Source organism: Citrobacter sp. Marseille-Q6884, from assembly GCF_945906775.1.
Lineage (GTDB): Bacteria > Pseudomonadota > Gammaproteobacteria > Enterobacterales > Enterobacteriaceae > Citrobacter.
The window spans coordinates 1,420,731-1,445,652 of record NZ_CAMDRE010000001.1; the positions used below are offsets into that span (position 1 = coordinate 1,420,731).

The following is a 24,922-nucleotide window of genomic DNA, read 5'->3' on the forward strand; positions in this document are numbered from 1 at the left end:
GCGCTGAGAGATAGCATGCCGGAGAGATTGCCGGATGACGCGCCAGGCGCTGCCATCCGGTAATGACGGTATTATTACTCAAACAGATTATGATGCAGTTTTTGTACAACCTGTTCGGCTTCCGTACCCGGTACCAGGAAGCACAGGTTATGGCTGGAAGCGCCGTAGCAAATCATTCGAATGTTGAAGGGCTCCAGCACGCCGAAGACCTCTTTACCCACGCCGCAGGCTTTGGACAGATCGTTGCCAATCAGCGCCACCAGCGCCAGGCCTTCTTCTACCTCCACCCGACACAGAGCAGACAGCTCCATCAGCAGAGATTGCGTAAGCAGCGTATCGCCGGTGGAGGTTGAACCTGTTGTATCCAGCGTCAACGCTACGCTGACCTCTGAAGTGGTGATCAAATCCACTGAAATATTGTGGCGTGCCAGAATGCCGAAGACTTCCGCTAAAAAGCCGCGAGAGTGCAGCATATTCAGGCTATGCAGCGTGAGCAGCGTTTGTTTACGGCGCAGCGCCAGCGCGCGGAACAGCGGAGGATTCTGGGTTTTATTACACACCAGCGTCCCACCCGCTTTCGGTTCTTTGCTGGAGCCAACAAAAACGGGAATATCGCTACGAACGGCAGGGAGCAGGGTTGCCGGGTGCAACACCTTCGCACCGAAGGTTGCCATCTCTGCAGCCTCTTCGAAGGCGATTTCATCGATACGCTGTGCCGTCGGCACGACACGCGGATCGGTGGTGTAGATGCCGGGAACATCGGTCCAGATATCTACGCGCGTTGCGTGCAGCGCCTCTGCCAGTAAGGCGGCAGTATAATCGCTGCCGCCACGTCCCAGCGTAGTAGTGCGGCCTTTGCTTTCACTGCCGATAAACCCCTGGGTAATGACCAGACCTTCACTCAGGCGCGGGGCTAACTGTAGCGTGGCCAGCTCGGCCAGTGCTGCGATATCCGGCTCTGCGCGACCAAAACGGTCATTGGTACGCATCACTTTGCGCACATCAAACCACTGTGCCTGAACGTTACGCTCACGCAGGATCTCCACAAACAACAAGGTAGACATCAGTTCACCATGGCTGACCAGTTCATCGGTCAGTGCCGTTGACGTCGCCAGTGAAGCCGCTTCCGCCAGCGTGGTGATGTTCTCCATCAGACGTTCGATCTCTTCGCGGATAACGTTCGGGTAGCGCAGACGTTCCAGGATATTGAACTGAATTTGACGAATGGTATCGAGTTTCTCAAAGCGCGCTGTTGGCTCAAGTCCTTCAGCCAATGCAACCAGCAGATTGGTGACGCCAGCGGATGCGGAGAGGACAACAACACGTACGTTGGGGTCGGAAAGTACCACATCAGCGCTACGGTTCATGGCGTCGAAATCCGCGACGCTGGTACCGCCAAACTTGGAGACAACTACATCAGTCATAACTACCTCGTGTCAGGGAGTGAAAAAAAGCGACCATGGCACAAAGGAAGCTGGTGCAGGCGCAAATACCGTATTTATAAATAAAAGGTGTGCGGGTGACTGTCAACGCTGGGATTATGCGGATTTTTCATGCTGTCATGGCCCTGAGTAACAGCGCTTATAACAGCTATACTTTTTGCTGCTTTTCACCTCCGTTTCATACAGGCCAGTGCAATGGCATTAAAACAATCACACTTTTCTGTGACTGGCGTTACAATCGATCTCAGTCACAATTCTCAAAATCAGAAGAGTATTGCTAATGAAAAACATCAATCCAACGCAGACCTCAGCCTGGCAGGCACTACAAAAACACTTTGAAGAGATGAAAGACGTTACTATCGCGGATCTGTTCGCGAAAGATAGCGATCGTTTCACTAAGTTTTCCGCGACGTTTGACGATCTGATGCTGGTGGATTTTTCCAAAAACCGCATCACGGAAGAGACCTTGGCCAAACTGCAGGATCTGGCGAAAGAGACCGATCTGGCGGGTGCGATCAAGTCCATGTTCTCCGGTGAGAAAATCAACCGTACCGAAGACCGTGCTGTGCTGCACGTCGCGCTGCGTAACCGTAGCAATACCCCCATCATCGTGGACGGCAAAGATGTGATGCCGGAAGTGAACGCTGTGCTGGAGAAGATGAAAACCTTCTCTGAAGCAATCATCTCCGGTCACTGGAAAGGTTATACCGGTAAAGCCATCACGGATGTGGTGAACATCGGTATCGGCGGTTCTGATCTCGGTCCATTTATGGTGACCGAAGCGCTGCGTCCGTACAAAAATCACCTGAATATGCACTTCGTCTCTAACGTCGATGGCACCCACATCGCGGAAGTGCTGAAGAAAGTGAACCCGGAAACCACGCTGTTCCTGGTCGCTTCTAAAACGTTCACCACGCAGGAAACCATGACCAACGCCCACAGCGCGCGCGACTGGTTCCTGAAAACGGCTGGCGATGAAAAACACGTTGCGAAACACTTCGCCGCGCTGTCCACCAACGCGAAAGCGGTGGGTGAGTTTGGTATTGATACCGCGAACATGTTCGAGTTCTGGGACTGGGTGGGCGGTCGTTACTCCCTGTGGTCAGCCATTGGTTTGTCCATCATCTTGTCTGTGGGCTTCGATAACTTTGTTGAGCTGCTGTCCGGCGCGCACGCGATGGATAAACACTTCGCCACCACGCCTGCAGAGAAAAATCTGCCGGTGCTGCTGGCGCTGATCGGCATCTGGTACAACAATTTCTTCGGTGCTGAAACCGAAGCGATCCTGCCGTATGACCAGTATATGCACCGTTTTGCGGCCTACTTCCAGCAGGGTAACATGGAGTCCAACGGCAAATACGTTGACCGTAACGGTAATGCCGTGGATTACCAGACTGGCCCAATCATTTGGGGTGAGCCGGGGACTAACGGTCAGCACGCGTTCTATCAGCTGATTCACCAGGGCACCAAAATGGTTCCTTGCGACTTTATCGCGCCGGCTATCACGCACAACCCGCTGTCAGATCACCATCCGAAACTGCTGTCTAACTTCTTCGCCCAGACTGAAGCGCTGGCGTTCGGTAAATCCCGCGAAGTGGTTGAGCAGGAATATCGCGATCAGGGTAAAGATCCGGCAACGCTGGAACACGTGGTACCGTTCAAAGTGTTCGAAGGCAACCGCCCAACCAACTCCATCCTGCTGCGCGAAATTACGCCGTTTAGCCTGGGTGCGCTGATTGCGCTGTATGAGCACAAAATCTTTACTCAGGGCGCTATCCTGAACATCTTCACCTTCGACCAGTGGGGCGTTGAGCTGGGCAAACAGCTGGCAAACCGTATTCTGCCGGAGCTGAACGATGATAAAGCGGTTTCTTCCCATGATGCTTCCACTAATGGGTTGATCAACCGTTACAAAGCCTGGCGTTAATCGGCTTCTTCCTTCGAACTGCAGCCAACACCGCTGCAATTCGAATGGATGTGCTGATTACCTGTGAAAAAAGCCGATATTATTATCGGCTTTTTTGTAAGATAATTCCGCTTGCTGGTCTTCTTTACGATCAATTATTAATTGAGCTTAATCCTAAAATAATAAACAGGATCACCATGGCACGCCGTTATTTTAAGATTATACGGATATTGATCTTTTTGTTTTTATATTTTAACTAACTGATTTATATTGTTTTGTAATTGAGTTTCTAATAATTATAAAACACCCTTTCTCATTATCTTAAATTCCCGCCTCGCGTAATTCGCATACTTCGGTTGTGTATACTCTACCTCGCCCGAAATTCTTTTGGGTAAATCTCCATTCATGCAATGAAGGGAAATTATGATGAAAAAAGTACTGTATGGCCTTTTGGCTATATCTGCGCTTGCGGCGACCTCTGCCTCTGCCGCCCCCGTTCAGGTGGGGGAGGCTGCAGGGTCGGCTGCCGCGTCGGTTTCGGCAGGCAGTTCCTCCGCAACCAGCGTGAGCACCGTAGGTTCTGCAGTGGGCGTCGCCCTGGCGGCAACCGGTGGTGGCGATGGCTCTAATACCGGAACCACAACCACCACGACCACCAGTACCCAGTAATACCGGTACGTTTAATTCTAACCACACTTCGGTGTGGTTATTTTTCCCCTCTGGAGAAGCGTCGTGAAGCGACCCGCGCTCATAGTAATTTGCCTGTTATTACAGGCGTGCTCAGCCACCACCAAAGGGCTGGGTCATTCGCTGTGGGAGAGCATGTTTGGCACTCCCGGCGTACAGATGACGGACGATGATATCCAAAACATGCCTTATGCCAGCCAGTATATGCAGCTTAATGGGGGGCCCCAGCTGTTTGTGGTGCTCGCTTTTGCAGAAAACGGACAGCAGAAATGGGTCACGCAAGATCAGGCCATTCTCGTCACACAGCATGGGCGTCTGGTGAAAACGCTGCTTAGTGGAGACAACCTGATCGAGGTCAGCCATGTGGCAGACGATCCGTTGATCAATCCAAAGCGGATTATCGACGGCGCAACGTGGACCCGGACGATGGGCTGGACCGAGCATAAGCAGGTTCGCTATGCCACTGCGCGCTCCGTCTTCAAATGGGATGGCTCAGACAGCATCAGGGTTGCCAGCGATGAAACTCAGGTTCGCGTGCTGGTTGAAGAGGTCACAACCGATCAGGCTCACTGGCAAAACCGTTACTGGATTGATAGCGACGGACTGATTCGCCAGTCGGAGCAGTACCTGGGCGCCCATTACTTCCCGGTAAAAACCACGCTGATTAAGGCGGCAAAATCATGATTAAACAGACTATCACGGCGCTGATCGTCAGCCTGAGCATGTCTTCTGTTTTTGCCGCCGGAACCGTCAATGTGATGATTGCGGGCAGTACGGAGCCAAAAACGTTGACCGGCGCAGAGCATCTGATCGATCTGGTGGGACAACCGAAACTGGCCGGAAGCTGGTGGCCCGCGGCGGTTATCGGTGAAGAGCAGGCGACCAGGACGGCGCAGCGCCAGCAACAGATGCTGTTGGCGCGTTTATCGGCGCTGGGCGCTGAAGAAGGGGGGGACGATGCCGCAGCAATTAACGCGCTACGTCAGCAAATTCAGTCGTTGAAGGTCACTGGCAGGCAGCTGATTAATCTCGACCCGGATGTTGTACGGGTGCGTGAACGCGGTAACCCGCCCTTGCAGGGCAACTACACGCTATGGGTCGGGCCACAGCCCGCAGACGTCACGTTGTTCGGGTTGATCAGCCGCCCGGGCAAACAACCGTTTATGCCCGGGCGTGATGTTGCCCGTTATCTCGAGGGGCAACAACGGCTTAGCGGCGCGGATCGCAGCTATGCCTGGGTCATCTATCCCGACGGACGCACGCAAAAAGTACCGGTCGCTTACTGGAACAAACGTCACGTTGAGCCAATGCCCGGCAGTATCATTTTTGTCGGACTCTCTGATGCCGTCTGGAGTCCTGTACCGGATGACATCAATGCCGACATCCTTCGTACCCTGACCCAGCGGATACCCGAATAATGAGAAGCACTTATCTGCTCAGCTTACTGGCGCTGGGCGTAAGCATGGCTTGCCATGGCGAAACTTTCCCGGCACCGGTTGGCCCTTCCCAGTCTGACTTTGGCGGGGTGGGATTGCTACAAACCCCAACCGCGCGTATGGCGCGTGAAGGTGAAATGAGCCTGAACTACCGCGATAACGATCAGTACCGCTACTATTCAGCGTCTGTACAGCTATTTCCCTGGCTGGAAACCACGCTGCGTTATACCGATGTGCGCACGAAAAAATACAGTAGCGTCGCGTCGTTTTCTGGCGATCAGACATACAAGGATAAGGCTTTTGATCTCAAACTGCGGTTATGGGAAGAGAGTTACTGGATGCCGCAAGTCGCGGTGGGTGCACGGGATATCGGCGGAACCGGCCTGTTTGATGCGGAGTATATCGTGGCCAGCAAAGCCTGGGGGCCGTTTGATTTCTCGCTCGGCCTTGGTTGGGGATATCTGGGAACCAGCGGCAACGTCAGTAATCCGCTGTGTTCATACAGTGATAAATTCTGTTATCGCGACAACAGCTATAAACAAGCCGGTTCCATCGACGGTAGTCAGATGTTTCACGGTCCGGCATCGCTGTTTGGCGGCGTAGAATACCAGACGCCCTGGCAACCGTTGCGTCTGAAACTGGAGTATGAAGGGAATAACTACCAACAGGATTTTGCGGGCAAGCTGGAACAGAAGAGCAAGTTTAACGTCGGCGCCATTTACCGCGTCACCGATTGGGCCGACGTTAACCTCAGCTACGAACGTGGCAACACCTTTATGTTTGGGGTCACGCTGCGGACGAATTTTAACGATCTGCGACCAACGTATAACGACAACGCGCGTCCGAAATATCAGCCACAGCCGCAGGATGCCATCCTGCAACACTCGGTGGTGGCGAATCAGTTGACGCTGCTGAAGTACAACGCCGGACTGGCCGATCCGAAAATTCAGGTGAAGGGCGATACGCTGTACGTCACCGGCGAGCAAGTGAAGTACCGTGATTCTCGTGAAGGGATCGCGCGCGCGAACCGGATCGTTATGAACGATCTTCCTGAAGGGATCCGCACGATCCGGGTGACAGAAAATCGCCTGAATATGCCGCAGGTCACCACTGAAACTGAAGTCTCAAGTCTGAAGCGTCATCTGGAAGGCGAGCCGCTCGGCCATGAAACACCGCTGGCGCAAAAACGCGTTGAACCTGTGGTGCCGGAGAGTACCGAGCAGGGGTGGTACATCGACAAATCCCGTTTCGATTTCCATATTGATCCGGTGCTGAACCAGTCCGTGGGCGGGCCGGAAAACTTCTATATGTATCAGTTGGGTGTGATGGGAACAGCCGATCTGTGGGTGACGGATCACCTGCTCACCACCGGTAGTCTTTTTGCCAACCTCGCCAACAACTACGACAAGTTTAACTACACCAATCCGCCAAACGATTCACATTTGCCGCGAGTACGTACCCATGTACGTGACTATGTGCAGAACGATGTGTATGTGAATAACCTGCAGGCCAATTATTTCCAGTATTTCGGTAAGGGATTCTATGGTCAGGTTTATGGCGGCTATCTCGAAACCATGTACGGCGGGGCGGGGGCTGAAGTGCTGTACCGTCCGGTAGACAGTAACTGGGCGTTTGGCATTGATGCCAACTATGTGAAGCAGCGCGACTGGCGTAGTGCGCAGGATATGATGAAATTCACGGATTACAGCGTGAAGACCGGGCATTTGACCGCCTACTGGACACCGTCTTTCGCCCAGGATGTTCTGGTGAAAGCCAGTGTGGGTCAGTACCTGGCGGGGGATAAGGGCGGAACGCTGGAAATCGCGAAACGCTTCGACAGCGGCGTGGTCGTGGGCGGTTATGCGACCATTACCGATGCCTCACCGGATGAGTACGGAGAAGGGGATTTTACCAAAGGGGTGTATGTGTCAGTACCGCTGGATCTCTTCTCTTCAGGCCCAACCCGCAGCCGTGCGGCGATCGGCTGGACGCCGTTGACGCGCGACGGGGGTCAGCAGCTTGGACGTAAGTTCGGTCTGTACGATATGACCAGCGATCGCAGTGTGAATTTCCGTTGAGGTGAATGTTGATTGCCCGGTGGCGCTAAGTTTACCGGGCCTACAACCTGCGCAGGAGCCTGGCTGGATTTCCGGCGTACACACCTTTCTCAGTAATTGATTTTGTCACTACGCTGCCTGCGCCTATCACAGTGCCATCACAGATGCTGACCGCGAGGATGGTTGCACCGCTACCGATAGAAACATCATTGCCGAGGGTAATTCGCCCCCAACTGCTGCGATCAGCATTGGGTTTTCCATCCCGAAACAGATCGTTAGCGAACATCACGCCATGCCCGATAAAACATCGACTTCCGACAGTGACATATTCGCAAATGAACGTATGCGACTGAATCTTTGTTTCCGCGCCAATATGCGTATTCCCCTGGATTTCAACAAAGGGTCCAACAAATACGTTGTCGTCGAGTTGGCAGTCATAGAGATTGGCAGGCTCATAAATCACGACGTTTTCACCACACGTGACGTTACGGACAGTGGACTGGCGAATCGTTGTCATTTTGGTCTCTCAAAGTTGTTTTTCCATGATGTGCAGTGTGCTTGTCTGGGAAGCCGTCGTAAAAGTCATGTCCTTCACAAATGTCATCCCTTGCTGCTCATAGAACCGTCGCGCACGGGGATTATCAGCCAGTACGTCCAGCCAAAGACGTTTCTCATTTTGCGCTCTGGCTTGCCGGATAACTTCGGTAAAGAGTTGCTCGCCGTATTGCTTGCCGGTTTCACCGGGCATCAGGTAGATCTTATGCAGCAATGTCCCGGACTGGCCGCCTGCTTCCATCGATTGCCGTAGGCTGTATTTCGCAAACCCAACGGGTGTGTCGGCAAAGGCGATCAGCCAAAAGGTCTCCGGCTGGGCTAAGCTTCTGGCGATCGCTGACAGGGAATATTCTTGCTCAAGATAAGTGTCGAGCTCATCCATGTTATTCCACAGAGATGAAAAATGATGTCTGTAGCTGGTATTTCCCATTGAGCTTAGCAAGCTGGCATCATCGGGAGTTGCCATTTGAATCGTAAGCATTTTTCAGTCCGTTCAAGAGGTTAGAGGCACCGTTATTGTTGCATCATTATTGAGCTGCACAAAACATAAACAAAAAATGTAGATCTCTGTCACATTTTTGCGTTATACAGAAACCTCGCCACTGAGTAAGAGGTGCTGTTATGACGTCGCTATCTCGTCCGCGTGTTGAGTTTATCTCCACGGTTTTACAGACAGTCTTAAACCTTGGGCTGTTGAGTCTGGGCCTGATCCTGGTCGTATTCCTCGGTAAAGAAACGCTGCATCTGGCAGATGTGCTATTTGCACCGGAACAAACCAGCAAGTATGAGCTGGTGGAAGGGCTGGTGGTTTACTTTCTCTACTTTGAGTTTATCGCGCTGATTGTGAAGTACTTTCAGTCAGGATTTCACTTTCCGCTACGCTATTTTGTCTATATCGGGATCACGGCGATTGTGCGGCTGATCATCGTCGATCATAAAGCGCCCATGGATGTGCTGATCTATTCTGCGGCGATCCTGCTGCTGGTGATCACATTGTGGCTGTGTAATTCCAAACGGCTGAAGCGAGAGTAAAAAAAAGGGCGCTCCGTAGAGCGCCAAATAACAGTCACAGGTTGGGATAACATAAGTTGAGGGTTGCAGTGGCATTGCATTGCCCGTTGCCGGGCAAGGTACTTCGATGAAACTTAACCTTTCACCCCGCCAGCCGTCAGGCCATTGACCAGCCAGCGCTGTGCCAGCAGGAACACCAGAGTGATCGGAATAGCGGACAGTACGGCCGCAGCGGCAAAGTCGCCCCACAAGTAGTTCTGCGGATTGAGATACTGCTGCATGCCTACCGCCAGGGTGTAGCTGTTCACATCCCGCAGAAGCAGGGATGCGACCGGGACTTCCGTAATTGCGGCGATAAACGACAGAATAAACACCACCGCCAGAATCGGTACAGAAAGCGGCAGCAGCACCAGACGAAATGCTTGCCACGGCGTGGCGCCATCCAGCGCGGCGGCTTCTTCCAGTGAACCATCGATGGTTTCGAAATAGCCTTTAATCGTCCACACATGCAGTGCGATACCGCCGAGGTAAGCGAAGATCACGCCGCCGTGGGTATTCAGGCCGATAAACGGAATGTACTGACCCAGGCGGTCGAACAAGGCATATAACGCCACCAGAGACAGTACAGCCGGGAACATCTGAAAAATCAGCATCCCTTTCAGCAGGGTCGCTTTACCCGGAAAACGCATGCGTGCAAAGGCGTAAGCGCAGGTGGTGGAGAGCGCCACGATGCCAATGGCCGTAATACCAGCGATTTTCACCGAGTTCCACAGCCACAACAGCACTGGGAAGGGGGGCGGCGTAACACGGCCATCGGCATGTTCAACGCTGAAGCCGAGTGCCAGCCGCCAGTGCTCCCAGGAGATGTTTTCCGGGATCAAACTCCCGGTGGCAAAGTTACCTTCACGCAGCGAGATAGCGATAACCATCAGCAGCGGGAACATGATGGCGGCGATAAAAATCAGCAGACCTAAGTGCGTCACAAAGAGGCGCATTTTTTGAGATTTGGGTTGGACCATAGCCATGTTCAATGCCCTCCTTAGTCGAATTTCATGCGTGTGGCTTTCAGGTTCACAATCGCCAGGGCGCCGACCAACAGGAAAATCAGCGTGGCAATCGCTGCCGCCAGACCAAAGTCCTGACCACCGCCGCCTTCAAAAGCGATGCGGTAGGTGTAGCTCACGAGCAGGTCGGTATACCCCGCTGGCGTGGTGGTGCCAAGCCTGTCCGGGCCGCCATTGGTCAACAGTTGAATCAGCACGAAGTTGTTAAAGTTAAAAGCAAAGCTGGCGATCATCAGCGGCGTCAGCGGCTTAATCAGCAGCGGAAGCGTAATCTTAAAGAAGTTCTGGAACGGGCCTGCACCGTCCATCGCCGAGGCTTCATACAGGTCGTCAGGAATCGCTTTCAACAGACCCATGCACAGGATCATCATGTACGGATAGCCCAGCCAGGTGTTGACGATAATAATCATCGAACGTGCGGTGGTCGGGTCGCTGAACCAGGCCGGTTTGATGCCAAACAGCGCGCTCAGCATCATGTTGATTTCACCAAAACTTTGGTTGAACAACCCTTTGAAAATCAGAATCGAGATAAATGACGGTACGGCATAAGGCAAAATCAGCAGCACGCGGTAAATCGCTTTGCCTTTCAACGCTTCCCATTGCACCAGGCAGGCCAGAATCATCCCGACGGCAACGGTCAGGATCACCGTTAGCACCGAGAATATGACGGTCCAGACAAAGATTGCGAAGAACGGTTTCTGGATGCCTTCATCGGTGAAGACGCGGGTAAAGTTTTCCCAGCCGATGGCAACGGTATAGCCCGGGCTGAGTTTTTCCGTGCCCCAGTTACCGTCAGCAGCGACAGATTGATAGTAACCAATGTCGTTGTTTGCCCGGTATTTTACGCCGCTCTGATTATTGGTCAGCGTCCCGTCATCGGCCAGAACGTAGAGTGGCTGCGTACCGGAGAACTGGCGCAACGAGCTCATGGTAACCTTACTTTCATCTGGCAGAACGGCAGTCAGTTGCGTCATTGCCTGGCGATTCTGCGTGATGATACGCAGCGTCGCACGTTCACCTGCTGGTAGTGCATCCGCCTCTTTCAGTTGCAGTTTTTGCTCGCCGCCAAATTTAAAGGCATCGGAGACATAGTTCTTGCCCGTTTCGCCGTCGGTGAGGGCCAGTTGCCACTCATCACCCGCCGGATACAGGCCGAAGTTATAGGTTTTGCCCGCCTGATATGAACGATCCATCAGAACTTGCTGGGCGCGTTCAAAGGTCAGTTGGTTGGTACTGCTGTAGTTGGTAAAGGCAATCGCGATAGTACAAATAAGCGGAAACAGTACAAACAGCCCCATGCCAGCAACGCCAGGATAGACATAGCGCCATGCATAGGTTTTACGGTTAGCGAAAATATACAGGCCAGCAGAGCTTAAAATCAGCGTCATGATGGCAAACAGGTACTCCCCCTGGGCGTACATCAAAACAACAAGGTAACCCACCAGCAGGCCGAGCAGACCCATCACTGACCATTTCAGCGTGTCGCTTTGCCACCAGTGCTTCTTTTTAATGACATCCATGGGGATCTTCCTCTTTACACTTTATCCTTCACGCGACCTCTTTGTTGGCTTCGGAAGCGCACCCCAGTCACTTACTTATGTAAGCGCCTGGGGATTTGCCTCCTTGCCGCCTCGATGTCGCGCGAATGACTTCGTGTAACAACGTATTCAATAAACCTGATTCACTCAGAAATAAGGGAAACCGTATTACTTAGTGATACGACCTTGTGCGTCTTTCAGTGCAGCATCAACAGTCTGACGACCGCTGGCTGCGTTGATCACTGCGGTACGAACGGCGTACCAGAATGCGGCCATTTGTGGGATGTTCGGCATGATTTCGCCTTTCTCGGCGTTACCCATGGTGGCTGCGATACGGGGATCTTTCGCTAACTGATCCTGGAAGGATTTCAGTGCTACGGCACCCAGCGGTTTGTCCTTGTTCACTTCATCCAGACCCTGGTCGGTTAGCAGATAGTTTTCGAGGAACTCTTTTGCCAGCTCTTTGTTCGGGCTGGCGGCGTTAATACCGGCACTCAGTACCCCAACAAACGGTTTAGAAGCTTTGCCTTTGAAGGTTGGCAGCAGCGTTACGCCGTAGTTGATTTTGCTCTTGTCGATGTTCGACCAGGCCCACGGACCGTTAATCGTCATTGCCGTTTCGCCCTTGTTAAAGGCGGCTTCAGCGATCGAGTAGTCGGTATCTGCGTTCATGTGTTTGTTCTTAATCAGATCCACCAGGAAGGTCAGACCCGCTTTCGCGCCAGCGTTATCCACACCCACGTCTTTCACATCGTATTTGCCGTTTTCAAACTTGAACGCGTAACCGCCGTCGGCAGCAATCAGCGGCCAGGTGAAGTACGGTTCTTGCAGGTTGAACATCAGTGCGCTCTTACCTTTCGCCTTCAGCTCTTTATCCAGCGCAGGAATTTCTTCCCAGGTTTTCGGCGGGTTAGGGACCAGGTCTTTGTTGTAAATCAGAGAGAGCGCTTCGACGGCAATCGGATAAGCAATCAGTTTGCCGTTATAGCGAACGGCGTCCCAGGTGAACGGATAGAGCTTGTCCTGGAACGCTTTATCAGGGGTGATCTCAGCCAGCAGACCAGATTGTGCGTAGCCACCAAAGCGGTCATGCGCCCAGAAGATAATGTCCGGGCCGTCGCCCGTTGCGGCAACCTGCGGGAATTTCTCTTCCAGTTTGTCTGGGTGTTCAATAGTGACTTTGATACCCGTGTCTTTCTCGAATTTTTTGCCCACTTCAGCGAGGCCGTTATAGCCTTTATCGCCGTTGATCCAAATGACCAGCTTGCCTTCTTCAATCTTGGCGAGAGCCGAGGCGGAAAACATCATCGTCGTCAGTGCGGACAATGCGAGGATGCGTGCGCCAGTTTTGATTTTCATATTCCCCATCCTTTTTGGTGATGTGCGCGTGGATACACAGAGGTGGCTTAACAATCACAGTGTCGTGATTTAGCAACCTCTTTCCATCCTCCTTTGCTCTACGCCCTGGAGGTATCTGGCGTGATCCACTTCGCATAAACGGAAATGCGCTGTTCTGACGCACAGTGCGTACCCGGTTTTTGCCATTTATATGATGAAAGTGTGGTGAGGTAATACGCAGGAAAATGTGGAGATGTCAGGCTGACATCTCCACGAACATTAAAAAGAAATAAAAAGAGGGGCTCTCTAGGGGAGAGATGAATTAAGAAAAAAAATTACAAATGCGTAACGGTTGGCTCCTGAGTCATTGCCTTTTTATTCGCTTTTACCAACACATCATTGAGATTATATTCTTTCTTCTGCCACTGTTTTTGGGCTTGCTCCCCGGAGGCATCCAAATGCCAGTTCAGGATTGTTTCCAGTGCCGCTTTGCCGGTCGCAAATTTTGAATCATTGGTTGTTGCGTTAGCCAAATCTTGTTTTAATTCTTTGCATTCTTGATCAAACATTGGACGCCGTGCTTCGTCCAGCGTTTTACGTTGTTCATTAATGATGAAATCCAGTTCGTGTTTCAACTGTCCCTCTCCGTTGGCAGTTTTGTGCATCAGTTTCACGACATTTTCTCTGTCCTGGAGAACATCATTCCATAATTGTTCCCCGCCTTTTTCCAGTCTATCCCGGCAGTAGCCATAACGCAGAAGCAGGTAATTCAAGGTGTTAGTACCGATATGCTCGGAAACCACGGTTGTGTCAGATTTCTCCAGATACAGGCCAAGATTCACATTGACGGGGGAAGCCAATACGGTGCCTGTACCGAGCGATATATCATCGGAAAGCGTTACCTGATTTTTAACGCGAGTGACCTGATGCGTAAATTCAGGTTTCTTATCTTCTTTCCGCGACCAGTCCGGAGAGAAAAAGCGAAGTAACAGCGTGGTACCGGCCTCGAGTTTCATCGTTGAGGTACCCAGACCGGCCAGTACAGAGGACTGTAAGGCTTCAACGGAGACGCCAACCTGCGTTGCAACCGTGGAGGTGATCTTCGTCAGCAGGTCGGCCACACTGATTGAACCTTTTGCCTTTAATTCAACATCAATATGATCGCCAGCCCTTACGCGGTAAGGGTTATCAACCCGTTTATGTGTAACGGCAAGGCCCAATTCCGCGCCGAGGTTAATGTTTTTGACGCCCGCACTGGCATGGATATTCGCGTCAAAGCTGGTGACTTCATGATCAATCGGAATGATGCGACTAAAAGAGACCAGCGGTTGTAATGTATCTGACTTGTACACCATATTAGGGGTGATAATTTTTTGGTTTACATCTGCAATTGACTGCAAGAGTCTGTCTGCCTCAGGCAAATTATTTTTGTTTTCATAGATATGTGATGTCAGGGTCGCCAGCATAATCTCTGCGGACTGTAAGATACCATTTCGGCCTTTACCCTGTACGCCCCATGATTTTTCGATCTGGTGTTTTGTCTGACGCGCTTCGCGATCGCCGTTATCACTGAGGCGGACGACTCGGGCATATTCATCAATGTGTTGATTAATCATAGACGTTGCGTTTTCAAGCGCCTGAGCCGTTATTTTCTGGCCCAGCATGTTCTTGTTTCCGAACAACGATGCCACATCGGTATACTGCTCTCCCAGCGCAATTTGGGCGGTCTGATTGTATAAGGGAGCCAGTTTTTGAATTTCTGTCTGATAAAACTCACGTAATTCATTATCGCTAAGCGTGGTAACCATATCGCTTTGGATATTTACATCAATATGTCGTTTCGTTCGGGTTGCGCCTGCGCTGGCGCCAAGATTAATCACGCCGCCAATATTAAGATCCGCTGTTTGCTTCAGGTTACCTTCAATAGTGTTTACCTCTACGGAGGTTTTTTTCAGCTGGAATGGCGCGCTGTTATCGACAGAAATATCTTTACCCGTCAGATCATGCAATTTTGTTTGCAAGACATCTTGCTGATTAAAAGCATTGACCTGGTGATGGCGCAATGAATGCACAGAAATGAGTGCCTGGCTAATTTTCTGTGCCAGATAAGTACGTACACCTTTATTGTTACTGTCAAAACCCTGGTGTTTTTTGTAGCTATCCGTTTTTTGTGAATATTTTTCATCAAGATAGTCATACATACTCGGATAGTTTTTTGATTTTGACTGAATGGTTTTGCTGCCTGAGAGTTCAAGAGTTAAATCCAGAGCTGTGTTATTCTTACCCACAATATGGAGCTTCTCCAGCAGTTCGGTCATGCTTATTTTTGAGGTCAGCGAACCTGTTGTTTTATTCTTGATTTCCCGGCCAACGCCAACGATACCTTCATCGTCAACGCTACGCGAAAATGCCACACTGGTTTCATTTTTTACTTTTGCGCCAATGGTCGCACCCATTGTTTCGTTATCGATCAATCCGGCGCTAAGGGAAATATTGGTAGCGACTGTTTTTGAATGTGTTGTATCCGGGCGGGAATCTACCAGATATTTATGCGAATCTTTATCCCTTTTATCCGTAATATTCTGGCTTATAAAACAACTATAGAAATGCTTTTCAAGCATCCTGACAATTTGCGCGATTTCTGATTTCGGTGCTAAATGGTTATCGCGAATTTGGAATAACGCACTGGCGAGTTTTTGTAAGTCATGGGCAGGGATAGCATTCTGGTCATTTGTGGCTAAATTCAGTAGCGTTTCTTTTAACGCGCTCAGTTTGTTTGCGGCAGAATCATTGGGGGCATTTTTCCCCAGTTCCGTAAGAATATCAATGACGGTGTCACGATAAACCTCATTTTTCTGACTCAATACTAAAGAACCGTGATTGCTATTTGACAGGGTTTTATCGACAGGCGCCTGGCTGACACGATGCAATGAGGCCGCGAGAGTGTTTTTCTGGCTATGATTCTGATTGTCATCAATACGATTATAAGCAGAAAGGACAGGGCTATTAGCTGAAGTGGAACGTGTTAAATGCGTTAAATTTGGCATAAATAAATCCTTATATTTATCCGCCGAATACTGAATTACTTTTGGACGAATGTTATTCTTCCTTATGTAATGCCACTGGCAGCCTTTATTTGTGAGGGGGTAACCTGGTAAATGTTATGTTGCGAATTCTATAACCCATCAGTCATCTGTTAAATAAATATTGTTTTAAATTAAAAATCTGCACCATGAACAAAAAAGAGGTGTGTAAAAGGTATTTTCCCCTAAACCTCCCACTGCACGCCCTTTCTATCCTCCTTACACCTACGCCCTGGTATTCTTTAATGTGATATTCATCCCAGAATTGTATGAATTGAGTGATAGAGCACAGAGAAATATGCCGAATTTTGCTGCCTGTATCACAAATTTCATTTTCACCACCGACGTCCTGGCGCAAATGCCGCGCGCTCATCCTCCCGCCTCCTCCCCCATAAAAAAGCCGGGGGGTGGAGGATTCCCGCCATTAATGAATAACGCATAGTCAATCCATCATGAATGTTGCTGTCGATGACAGGTTGTAACGAAGGGAGAAGGGCATGGCGAGCGTACAGCTGCGAAATGTAACGAAAGCCTGGGGTGACGTGGTGGTATCGAAAGATATCAATCTCGACATTCACGAAGGAGAATTCGTGGTGTTTGTCGGACCGTCAGGCTGCGGTAAATCGACTTTGCTACGTATGATCGCCGGGCTTGAGACCATCACCAGTGGAGACCTGTTTATCGGGGAAAACCGAATGAACGATATTCCACCCGCTGAACGCGGCGTGGGCATGGTCTTCCAGTCTTATGCGCTATATCCCCATTTGTCCGTCGCCGAAAACATGTCGTTTGGTCTCAAACTGGCGGGGGCCAAAAAAGAGGTAATGAACCAGCGCGTGAATCAGGTCGCCGAAGTCCTGCAATTGGCGCATTTGCTGGATCGTAAACCTAAAGCGCTTTCTGGCGGACAGCGTCAGCGTGTGGCGATTGGCCGTACGCTGGTGGCAGAGCCTCGCGTGTTCCTGCTTGATGAGCCGCTTTCCAACCTGGATGCCGCATTGCGTGTGCAAATGCGCATCGAAATCTCCCGCCTGCATAAACGTCTTGGCCGCACGATGATCTACGTCACTCACGATCAGGTCGAAGCCATGACGCTGGCGGACAAAATTGTGGTGCTGGATGCCGGACGCGTTGCCCAGGTCGGTAAACCACTGGAGCTGTACCACTATCCGGCTGACCGTTTTGTCGCAGGTTTTATTGGTTCGCCGAAGATGAATTTCCTGCCGGTGAAAGTCACCGCAACGGCTATCGATCAGGTGCAGGTTGAGCTGCCGAATCGTCAGCAAATCTGGTTACCAGTGGACAGCGCCCACGTTCAGGTTGGCGCCAACATGTCTTTAGGTATTCGCCCGGAACATCTGCTGCCCAGCGAGATTGCTGATGTGACTCTCGAAGGTGAAGTGCAGGTGGTCGAGCAGCTTGGTCACGAAACACAAATCCATATCCAGATCCCCGCCATCCGTCAAAACCTGGTCTACCGCCAGAATGACGTGGTGTTGGTAGAAGAGGGTGCCACATTCGCTATCGGCCTGCCGCCAGAGCGTTGTCATCTGTTCCGTGAGGATGGCACTGCATGTCGTCGGTTGCATCAAGAGCCGGGCGTTTAAGCATTCCATAAAAAAACGAAGCGCAAAGCCATTCGAGGCAGCATCGAGGCGGCAGAAAGAACGCCGCCAACAAAGAGGCCGTCCGAAGGGGGAAGCGTTTAAAGAAAAGCAATGATCTCAGGAGATAGAACGATGATTACTCTGCGCAAACTCCCTCTGGCGGTTGCTGTAGCAGCAGGCATTATGTCTGTTCAGGCAATGGCTGTAGATTTTCATGGTTATGCTCGTTCCGGTATCGGCTGGACGGGTAGTGGCGGTGAACAACAGTGTTTCCAGGCAACCGGCGCTCAAAGTAAATACCGTCTTGGTAACGAATGTGAAACCTATGCGGAAATTAAACTGGGTCAGGAAGTGTGGAAAGAAGGCGATAAAAGCTTCTACTTCGATACCAACGTTGCCTACTCCGTAGCACAGCAGAATGACTGGGAAGCGACCGATCCAGCATTCCGTGAGGCCAACGTGCAAGGTAAAAACCTGATTGAATGGCTGCCGGGCTCCACTATCTGGGCCGGTAAGCGCTTCTACCAGCGTCATGATGTTCACATGATCGACTTCTACTACTGGGATATTTCAGGTCCTGGCGCCGGTATCGAAAACATCGATCTGGGCTTCGGTAAACTGTCTCTGGCCGCGACCCGTTCCCAGGAAGCCGGCGGCTCTTACACCTTCAGCAGCCAGAATATTTATGACACCTCCAAGGATACCGCCAACGACGTATTCGACGTACGTTTAGCGGGTCTGGAAACCAACCCGGATGGCGTACTGGAACTGGGTGTGGATTACGGTAGTGCGAATAAGTCTGACGGCTACAGCTATGCAGATAATGCCTCGAAAGATGGCTGGATGTTCACCGCTGAACATACCCAGAGCATGCTGAAAGGCTACAACAAGTTTGTTGTGCAATATGCGACAGACGCGATGACGACTCAGGGTAAAGGGGGATCACAAGGGACGTACGGTTCAACCTTTGATACCCAGCTTTCCCCAACTGATCCTGTCATCCATAACATCGACAGCAACATCAATAACAACGGTAGCCTGGTACGTGTGCTTGATCACGGTGCAATCTCCCTGGGCGACAAATGGGACCTGATGTACGTCGGTATGTACCAGAATATCGACCTGGATAACGATCTGGGTACCGAATGGTACACCGTCGGTATTCGTCCGATGTACAAATGGACGCCGATCATGAGCACCTTGATGGAAATCGGGTACGACAACGTCAAATCTCAGCAGACTGGCGATCGCAACAGCCAGTACAAAATCACCCTCGCGCAACAGTGGCAGGCTGGCGACAGCATCTGGTCTCGCCCGGCAATCCGTGTCTTCGCAACCTATGCAAAATGGGATGAAGAGTGGGGCTACATTAAAAACGGCAACAATGTTTCTAAATACGCCGCAGCAACCAATTCTGGTATCAACACCACCAGCCGTGGCGATAGCGACGAGTTTTCCTTCGGTGCCCAGATGGAAATCTGGTGGTAAGACGACAATAGCCTGACGTAATGACCGAAAGAGGGGCGCAAGCCCCTCTTCATTAAGGTTTAGCGCGCTATTGCCTGGCTACCGCTGAACCATGCTATCTGAGGTGATAACAATGAAAATGAAGAAAAGTCTCGTTGCCCTTTGTTTATCTGCAGGTTTACTTGCAAGCGTACCGGGCATCAGCCTGGCCGATGTGAATATTGTTCCGCAGAACACCACGGCGGCGCCTGCTATCCCCACTGCCGCACTGCAACAATTAACCTGGACGCCGGTTGATCAATCGAATACGCAGTCCACTCAGCTTTCTACTGGCGGCCAGCGTCTGGATGTCGCCGGGGTGACCGGTCCGGTTGCTGCGTATAGCGTACCGGCGAATATTGGCGAGTTAACGCTGACACTGACCAGTGAAGTGAACAAACAAACCAGCGTATTTGCGCCAAACGTCTTAATTCTTGATCAGAACATGACGCCATCTGCATTTTTCCCCAGCAGCTATTTTACCTACCAGGAGCCCGGTGTGATGAGTGCCGATCGTCTGGAAGGCGTAATGCGACTGACGCCAGCACTGGGCCAGCAAAAACTCTATGTTCTGGTCTTTACGACCGAGAAAGACCTCCAGCAGACCACGACCCTGCTTGATCCGGCGAAAGCCTATGCCAAAGGGGTGGGTAACTCTGTGCCGGATATCCCGGACCCGGTAGCCCGTCATACCACTGACGGCCTGCTGAAACTGAAAGTGAAAACCAGCACCTCCTCCAGCGTACTGGTCGGGCCGTTGTTTGGCTCCTCTGGTCCAGGACCGGTAACCGTCGGTAATACCGCAGCGCCTGCGGTGACCTATGCGGCTCCGGCGGCGGCCGTTGCCGCTCCGGCACCTGCCCCAGCGCCTGCGAAGAAAAGCGAGCCGATGCTGAATGACACCGAAAGCTACTTTAATAAAGCGATTAAGGATGCAGTCGCGAAAGGCGATGTCGATAAAGCGCTGAAGCTGCTTGATGAAGCCGAACGTCTGGGGTCCACATCTGCTCGTTCCACTTTTATCAGCAGTGTAAAAGGCAAGGGGTAACCGTTTCCCCGCAGTGCTGATTTGCAACAACTGGTGCGTCTCCTGGCGCACCTTTTTTTATCGTGCAATGCTATTTGTTACGCTTATGTTGCCTTACCGATCACTTAATCGTGTTTGCTCACCCCGTTATGCCTTTTCTGCGATACAATGCCCTCAGGTTATCAATCGGAGAGTAAGGCATGCCACACCCTGCGTTAACGCAACTGCGTGCGCTGCGTTATTTTGATGCGATCCCTGCGCTTGACCCTCAACTGCTTGACTGGCTGTTGCTGGAAGATTCCATGACCAAACGTTTTGAGCAGCAGGGAAAACAGGTCACCGTAACATTGATACGAGAAGGATTTGTTGGGCAAAATGAGGTGGCTGAAGAACTGACGCTGCTGCCGAAAGAATCCCGCTACTGGCTGCGTGAAATCCTGTTATGCGCGGATGGCGAACCCTGGCTTGCCGGGCGAACCGTGGTGCCTGAATCAACACTGTGCGGCCCTGAGCTGGCCTTGCAAAATCTGGGGAAAACCCCGCTCGGGCGCTACCTGTTTACATCATCGACATTGACCCGCGATTTTATTGAGATTGGTCGCGATGCAGCGCTGTGGGGGCGTCGTTCCCGCTTGCGTCTGAGCGGTAAGCCGCTGATGCTTACCGAGCTTTTTTTACCTGCATCGCCGTTGTATTGAGAGGAAATAAAGATGGAGTGGAGTCTGACGCAGAATAAGCTGCTGGCGTTTCACCGCTTGATGCGTACGGATAAGCCAATCGGCGCCTTACTGCTGCTCTGGCCGACGCTGTGGGCGCTATGGGTGGCGACCCCTGGCGTGCCACAATTGTGGATCCTGGCTGTATTTGTCGCTGGCGTCTGGTTAATGCGTGCCGCCGGCTGCGTGGTGAATGATTATGCCGATCGCAAATTTGACGGGCATGTCAAACGAACGGCGAACCGCCCGCTGCCCAGCGGTGCGGTCACGGAGAAAGAAGCCCGGACGTTGTTTGTCGTACTGGTGTTGCTGGCTTTCCTGCTGGTGCTGACGCTAAACACGATGACCATTTTGCTGTCGGTTGCTGCTCTGGCGCTGGCGTGGGTATACCCTTTCATGAAGCGCTACACGCATCTGCCGCAGGTGGTGCTGGGCGCGGCGTTTGGTTGGTCTATCCCGATGGCGTTCGCCGCCGTGAGCGAGTCAGTCCCGCTGAGCTGTTGGCTGATGTTCCTCGCCAACATTCTCTGGGCAGTGGCCTATGACACGCAGTATGCGATGGTAGACCGCGATGATGATCTGAAGATTGGTATTAAATCAACCGCGATTCTGTTCGGTCGGTACGACAAACTGATTATCGGTATTCTGCAGGTTGGCGTACTGGCGCTGATGGCGCTGATTGGCTGGCTGAACGGGCTGGGCTTCGGTTATTACTGGTCTCTGCTGGTGGCGGGCGCACTGTTTGTGTATCAGCAGAAATTGATTGTTGACCGTGAACGGGATGCCTGTTTTAAAGCATTTATGAACAATAACTATGTTGGTCTGGTTCTGTTTTTAGGACTGGCGATGAGCTACTGGCACCTTTGACGTAGTGCCCTCTGGCAACTCACCCTGACAAAAAAGCCGGTCTTTCGACCGGCTTTTTGATTACTCGCTCTGCGTTGCGCTCTCAATGGTTAAACGCACATCCGATGTCACCAGATCGGCCAGCATCTGATAGATCTTCATCGTTTCTGCTGGCTCCGCATCACCCGTATCGCTGATGTATCCCTCGTCGCGCAGGGTCAGCACCAGAGAACTGAACACCGCCTTATCGAAGAATTCCGGCGCGTTAATACCGTGCAGGACAGAAAGACGCTGAGCCACAGTGCGGCTCTCTTTCTCCAGCGTGCCACGGTTGATGGACGGGTTCGCACTCAGCAGCCAGAAGGTAATGGCGTAGCGCTGCAGCGTTTCGCGAGCACCAGCCGCCAGCAGTTGCAGCGTACGGGAGTGCGCTGGATTGATATGCAGCTCGTCGTTCTGCAGGGTGATCAGGCCCTGGCGCAGCATTTCATTCGCCAGTTCGTCAATTACCCCTGCAAGCTCATCACGCTCCCAGCGCAGGAACAGCTCTGCTTTCAGCATCGGGTACAGCGCTTCAATATGCTGCTGCAATGCAGCACGTGAAATACGACGGTGCTGCGTCACAATCGCCGCCATCAGTGAAGGCAGCACCAGCATGTGCGCAATATTGTTGCGGTAGTAAGTCATCAGTACCGCTTGTTCACGCGGCAGAATGATGATGTCACCGATGGTGTCTTTCTCGACCTCAAACTTGTTCATCTGCAAAGCGTGGTCGATCAATTCACTGGCGCTCTGTGCAGGAACAGTCGCATCCGCTGCGTAAGGTACGTTGCGCAGCAGGCTCAGGTAGCAATCGAGCTGTTCGGTTAATTGCTCGCGGGTCAGAGAACGCTGACGGGAAGCCAGCAGCGCGGTACAACACAGGTTCATGGCGTTGGCCGCGCCCGCGTTGTTAATACGCACCATCAGATCGGCAGCGATGTTGTTTACCGTCGGCGTCAGCCAGGCCGGGCGAATGGATTCGATCGGATCGATAGATTCGCGCCATTCCGGGACATGTTGATTCAGGTAAGTCATCAATGGCATCGGCTCGCCAAAGTTGACGTAGCCCTGACCCAGATTACGCAGCTTGCTTAAGCCACGCAGCATTTGCGGCAGGCTCTCTTTTTCTTTCGTCGCGCCACGCAGCTCTTTCGCGTACGTACCCACTTCCATCACGTGCTCGTAGCCAATGTAGATGGGCACCAGCGTGATTGGGCGTGTACCGCCGCGCAGCATCGCCTGAATGGTCATCGACAATGTGCCGGTTTTCGGGTCGAGCAGGCGACCGGTACGTGAACGTCCGCCTTCAACAAAGTACTCAACCGAGTAGCCGCGGCTGAACAACTCGCCCAGATATTCGCGGAAGACGGTGGAGTAGAGCTTATTGCCCTTGAAGGTACGGCGAATAAAGAACGCACCCAGACGACGGAAGATGGGACCCGCTGGCCAGAAGTTCAGGTTAATCCCTGCGGCGATGTGCGGCGGAACCAGCCCCTGGTGATACAACACATACGACAGCAGCATATAGTCCATATGGCTGCGGTGGCACGGTACGTAGACGATTTCATGGCCGTCATGCGCCAGCTGGCGAACACGTTCTGCATTGTGAACGTTAATGCCCTGATACAGTCGGTTCCAGGTGAAACCCAGAATACGGTCTGTCAGACGGATCATCTCATAGGAGAAGTTCGCGGCAATTTCTTCCATCAGCGCGATAGCATTTTGCTGCGCTTTATCGTGGGAGATTTTTTTACTGCGCGCTTCATCTTCTACCGCACGCGCGATCGCTTTTGAAGCCAACAGCTTATTAAACAGATCCTGACGGGCAGGAAGACGCGGACCCACAGCGGCTAAACGCTGGCGGGCAAAGTGCATACGCGCCACACGCGCCAGTTTCTGCGCAATAATTTTATCCGTGCCGTGCTCGTCTGCCATGCGGCGCAAGGAGACTGAAGGGGAGAAGCGGACAAAACTGTCGCGACCCAGCCAGGAGACAGCAAAGAATTTTTGGACGCCGTTTAACATGCGCAGTGGCGGATTCACCTCGCCTTTCTCGCGTCCGGGAGCGCGGCCAAACATCACCGATACCGGCACCATCTGCACATCCAGATCAGGATTGCTGCGATGAAGGTCGAGATAGTTGTGGAACAGCTTGATGGACTCTTCTTTTGGCGTGTAATAGGTGAAGACACGCGGGCCGCCGTGGATGAACACGTAGCGCGGCAACAGAGTCCCGTCGATTTCCAACGGTTCCAGGGGATCAGGAAGATCATGCGCCAGGCATTGGGCGCGTAGCGTGAGCAAGTCCGCTTTTGAGTTGTACGGTAAGACGTACATAATGGGACGAGAGGTGTCGAGCCCCAATTCCGGAGCGGGATCCGCCGGAATAGACTTGCTTTTTACCAGTACGCTTAATGGTAAATTCAGTAATTTGTAGTAAATTCTTGGCCAGCCGGACATAAACGATGTAAAGCCTCTGGTTAATAATGCAAATGCGCTGCAAGGATATCAGAAAGTTTAGTGAATTTCTGGTGTATCCCGTCATACTTCGCGCTGCGTTGTATCCACCCTGAAATAAAAAGGCAAACGGTACAACGACATTGACGCTAATAATGTAAAAAGGTTCTTTTGATGGCTAATAATACCACTGGATTCACTCGAATTATCAAAGCAGCGGGCTATTCCTGGAAAGGTTTTCGCGCCGCCTGGATCAATGAAGCCGCGTTTCGCCAGGAAAGCGTTGCCGTCCTGCTGGGCGTTGCAATCGCCTGCTGGCTGGATGTTGACGCCATTACCCGCGTGCTGCTGATTGGTTCGGTGATGCTGGTGATGATCGTTGAAATTCTGAATAGCGCTATCGAAGCGGTGGTTGACCGTATTGGCTCTGAATACCATGAGCTTTCTGGTCGGGCGAAAGATATGGGGTCGGCAGCGGTGCTGCTGTCTATTTTTGTCGCCCTGATCACCTGGGGCATCCTGTTGTGGTCACATTTTCGATAAGGATTCCAAAACTTCACAAATCTCCTGTTTTTTGTGCAGTTTGCGGTTCCAAAATCACCTT

20 protein-coding genes are annotated in these 24,922 nt (G+C 51.8%); 12 read left to right on the top strand and 8 right to left on the bottom strand.

Annotated features, from left to right (window positions below; translation table 11 throughout):
- Positions 1-74: 74 nt before the first annotated feature.
- Positions 75-1,424: a lysine-sensitive aspartokinase 3 gene (gene lysC / locus N7268_RS06760; RefSeq protein ID WP_260862208.1), complete on the bottom strand. Its 1,350-nt coding sequence runs from the start codon at positions 1,422-1,424 to the stop codon at positions 75-77.
- 298 nt (positions 1,425-1,722) lie between these two features.
- On the opposite strand from lysC, the gene pgi reads away from it, so the two are divergent.
- From pgi to N7268_RS06785, 5 genes are all read left to right on the top strand, one after another.
- Positions 1,723-3,369 carry a glucose-6-phosphate isomerase gene (gene pgi, locus N7268_RS06765; protein WP_260862210.1) on the top strand — a complete coding sequence of 549 codons (1,647 nt, stop codon included), beginning with the start codon at positions 1,723-1,725 and terminating at the stop codon, positions 3,367-3,369.
- A 405-nt stretch (positions 3,370-3,774) separates the two neighbouring features.
- Entirely contained in the window at positions 3,775-4,017 is a 243-nt protein-coding gene (yjbE, locus tag N7268_RS06770; RefSeq protein WP_198907256.1) for an exopolysaccharide production protein YjbE, read from the top strand.
- Between the two features lie 63 nt (positions 4,018-4,080).
- Positions 4,081-4,719 (top strand): YjbF family lipoprotein, encoded by a 639-nt coding sequence (locus N7268_RS06775; protein WP_260862213.1) that lies wholly within the window; start codon positions 4,081-4,083, stop codon positions 4,717-4,719.
- A complete protein-coding gene (locus N7268_RS06780) occupies positions 4,716-5,453 on the top strand; it encodes a capsule biosynthesis GfcC family protein (RefSeq protein ID WP_260862214.1) in 738 nt (245 codons plus the stop codon). The genes N7268_RS06775 and N7268_RS06780 overlap by 4 nt, the downstream gene beginning before the upstream one ends.
- The gene (locus N7268_RS06785) at positions 5,453-7,549 is read left to right on the top strand and encodes a YjbH domain-containing protein (protein ID WP_260862216.1); all 2,097 of its coding nucleotides are present in this window, start codon (positions 5,453-5,455) and stop codon (positions 7,547-7,549) included. The genes N7268_RS06780 and N7268_RS06785 overlap by 1 nt, the downstream gene beginning before the upstream one ends.
- A gap of 40 nt (positions 7,550-7,589) precedes the next feature.
- Here the strand turns inward: N7268_RS06785 and N7268_RS06790 are convergent, their stop codons facing one another.
- Both N7268_RS06790 and N7268_RS06795 read right to left on the bottom strand, forming a co-directional pair.
- Positions 7,590-8,045: an acyltransferase gene (locus N7268_RS06790; RefSeq protein WP_260862217.1), complete on the bottom strand. Its 456-nt coding sequence runs from the start codon at positions 8,043-8,045 to the stop codon at positions 7,590-7,592.
- A gap of 9 nt (positions 8,046-8,054) precedes the next feature.
- Complete coding sequence (locus N7268_RS06795) at positions 8,055-8,564, bottom strand: GNAT family N-acetyltransferase (RefSeq protein WP_260862218.1); 510 nt, start codon at positions 8,562-8,564, stop codon at positions 8,055-8,057.
- A gap of 140 nt (positions 8,565-8,704) precedes the next feature.
- On the opposite strand from N7268_RS06795, the gene psiE reads away from it, so the two are divergent.
- Positions 8,705-9,115, top strand: coding sequence for a phosphate-starvation-inducible protein PsiE (psiE, locus tag N7268_RS06800; protein ID WP_198907164.1), 411 nt, complete (start codon positions 8,705-8,707; stop codon positions 9,113-9,115).
- Between the two features lie 113 nt (positions 9,116-9,228).
- On the opposite strand, the gene malG is transcribed toward psiE, so the two are convergent.
- The 4 genes from malG to N7268_RS06820 form a co-directional block, all read right to left on the bottom strand.
- Positions 9,229-10,119: a maltose ABC transporter permease MalG gene (malG, locus tag N7268_RS06805; protein ID WP_198907165.1), complete on the bottom strand. Its 891-nt coding sequence runs from the start codon at positions 10,117-10,119 to the stop codon at positions 9,229-9,231.
- A 14-nt stretch (positions 10,120-10,133) separates the two neighbouring features.
- The gene (gene malF / locus N7268_RS06810; protein ID WP_260862220.1) at positions 10,134-11,678 is read right to left on the bottom strand and encodes a maltose ABC transporter permease MalF; all 1,545 of its coding nucleotides are present in this window, start codon (positions 11,676-11,678) and stop codon (positions 10,134-10,136) included.
- A 186-nt stretch (positions 11,679-11,864) separates the two neighbouring features.
- A complete protein-coding gene (gene malE, locus N7268_RS06815) occupies positions 11,865-13,055 on the bottom strand; it encodes a maltose/maltodextrin ABC transporter substrate-binding protein MalE (RefSeq protein WP_260862222.1) in 1,191 nt (396 codons plus the stop codon).
- Positions 13,056-13,369: 314 nt separating this feature from the next.
- Positions 13,370-16,081 (bottom strand): hypothetical protein, encoded by a 2,712-nt coding sequence (locus N7268_RS06820; protein ID WP_260862223.1) that lies wholly within the window; start codon positions 16,079-16,081, stop codon positions 13,370-13,372.
- Between the two features lie 533 nt (positions 16,082-16,614).
- Between N7268_RS06820 and malK the strand changes: the two genes are divergently transcribed.
- The 5 genes from malK to ubiA all read left to right on the top strand — a co-directional run bounded on the left by malK (position 16,615) and on the right by ubiA (position 21,840).
- Entirely contained in the window at positions 16,615-17,724 is a 1,110-nt protein-coding gene (gene malK, locus N7268_RS06825) for a maltose/maltodextrin ABC transporter ATP-binding protein MalK (protein WP_260862224.1), read from the top strand.
- A 132-nt stretch (positions 17,725-17,856) separates the two neighbouring features.
- Positions 17,857-19,212, top strand: coding sequence for a maltoporin (locus N7268_RS06830; protein WP_260862226.1), 1,356 nt, complete (start codon positions 17,857-17,859; stop codon positions 19,210-19,212).
- Between the two features lie 112 nt (positions 19,213-19,324).
- Entirely contained in the window at positions 19,325-20,278 is a 954-nt protein-coding gene (malM, locus tag N7268_RS06835; RefSeq protein WP_260862227.1) for a maltose operon protein MalM, read from the top strand.
- Between the two features lie 179 nt (positions 20,279-20,457).
- A complete protein-coding gene (gene ubiC, locus N7268_RS06840) occupies positions 20,458-20,955 on the top strand; it encodes a chorismate lyase (RefSeq protein WP_260862229.1) in 498 nt (165 codons plus the stop codon).
- Between the two features lie 12 nt (positions 20,956-20,967).
- Positions 20,968-21,840, top strand: coding sequence for a 4-hydroxybenzoate octaprenyltransferase (gene ubiA, locus N7268_RS06845; RefSeq protein ID WP_198907173.1), 873 nt, complete (start codon positions 20,968-20,970; stop codon positions 21,838-21,840).
- Positions 21,841-21,900: 60 nt separating this feature from the next.
- On the opposite strand, the gene plsB is transcribed toward ubiA, so the two are convergent.
- Positions 21,901-24,321, bottom strand: coding sequence for a glycerol-3-phosphate 1-O-acyltransferase PlsB (gene plsB / locus N7268_RS06850; protein ID WP_260862230.1), 2,421 nt, complete (start codon positions 24,319-24,321; stop codon positions 21,901-21,903).
- A 171-nt stretch (positions 24,322-24,492) separates the two neighbouring features.
- Between plsB and N7268_RS06855 the strand changes: the two genes are divergently transcribed.
- Positions 24,493-24,861 carry a diacylglycerol kinase gene (locus tag N7268_RS06855; RefSeq protein WP_045438520.1) on the top strand — a complete coding sequence of 123 codons (369 nt, stop codon included), beginning with the start codon at positions 24,493-24,495 and terminating at the stop codon, positions 24,859-24,861.
- Positions 24,862-24,922 lie beyond the last annotated feature (61 nt).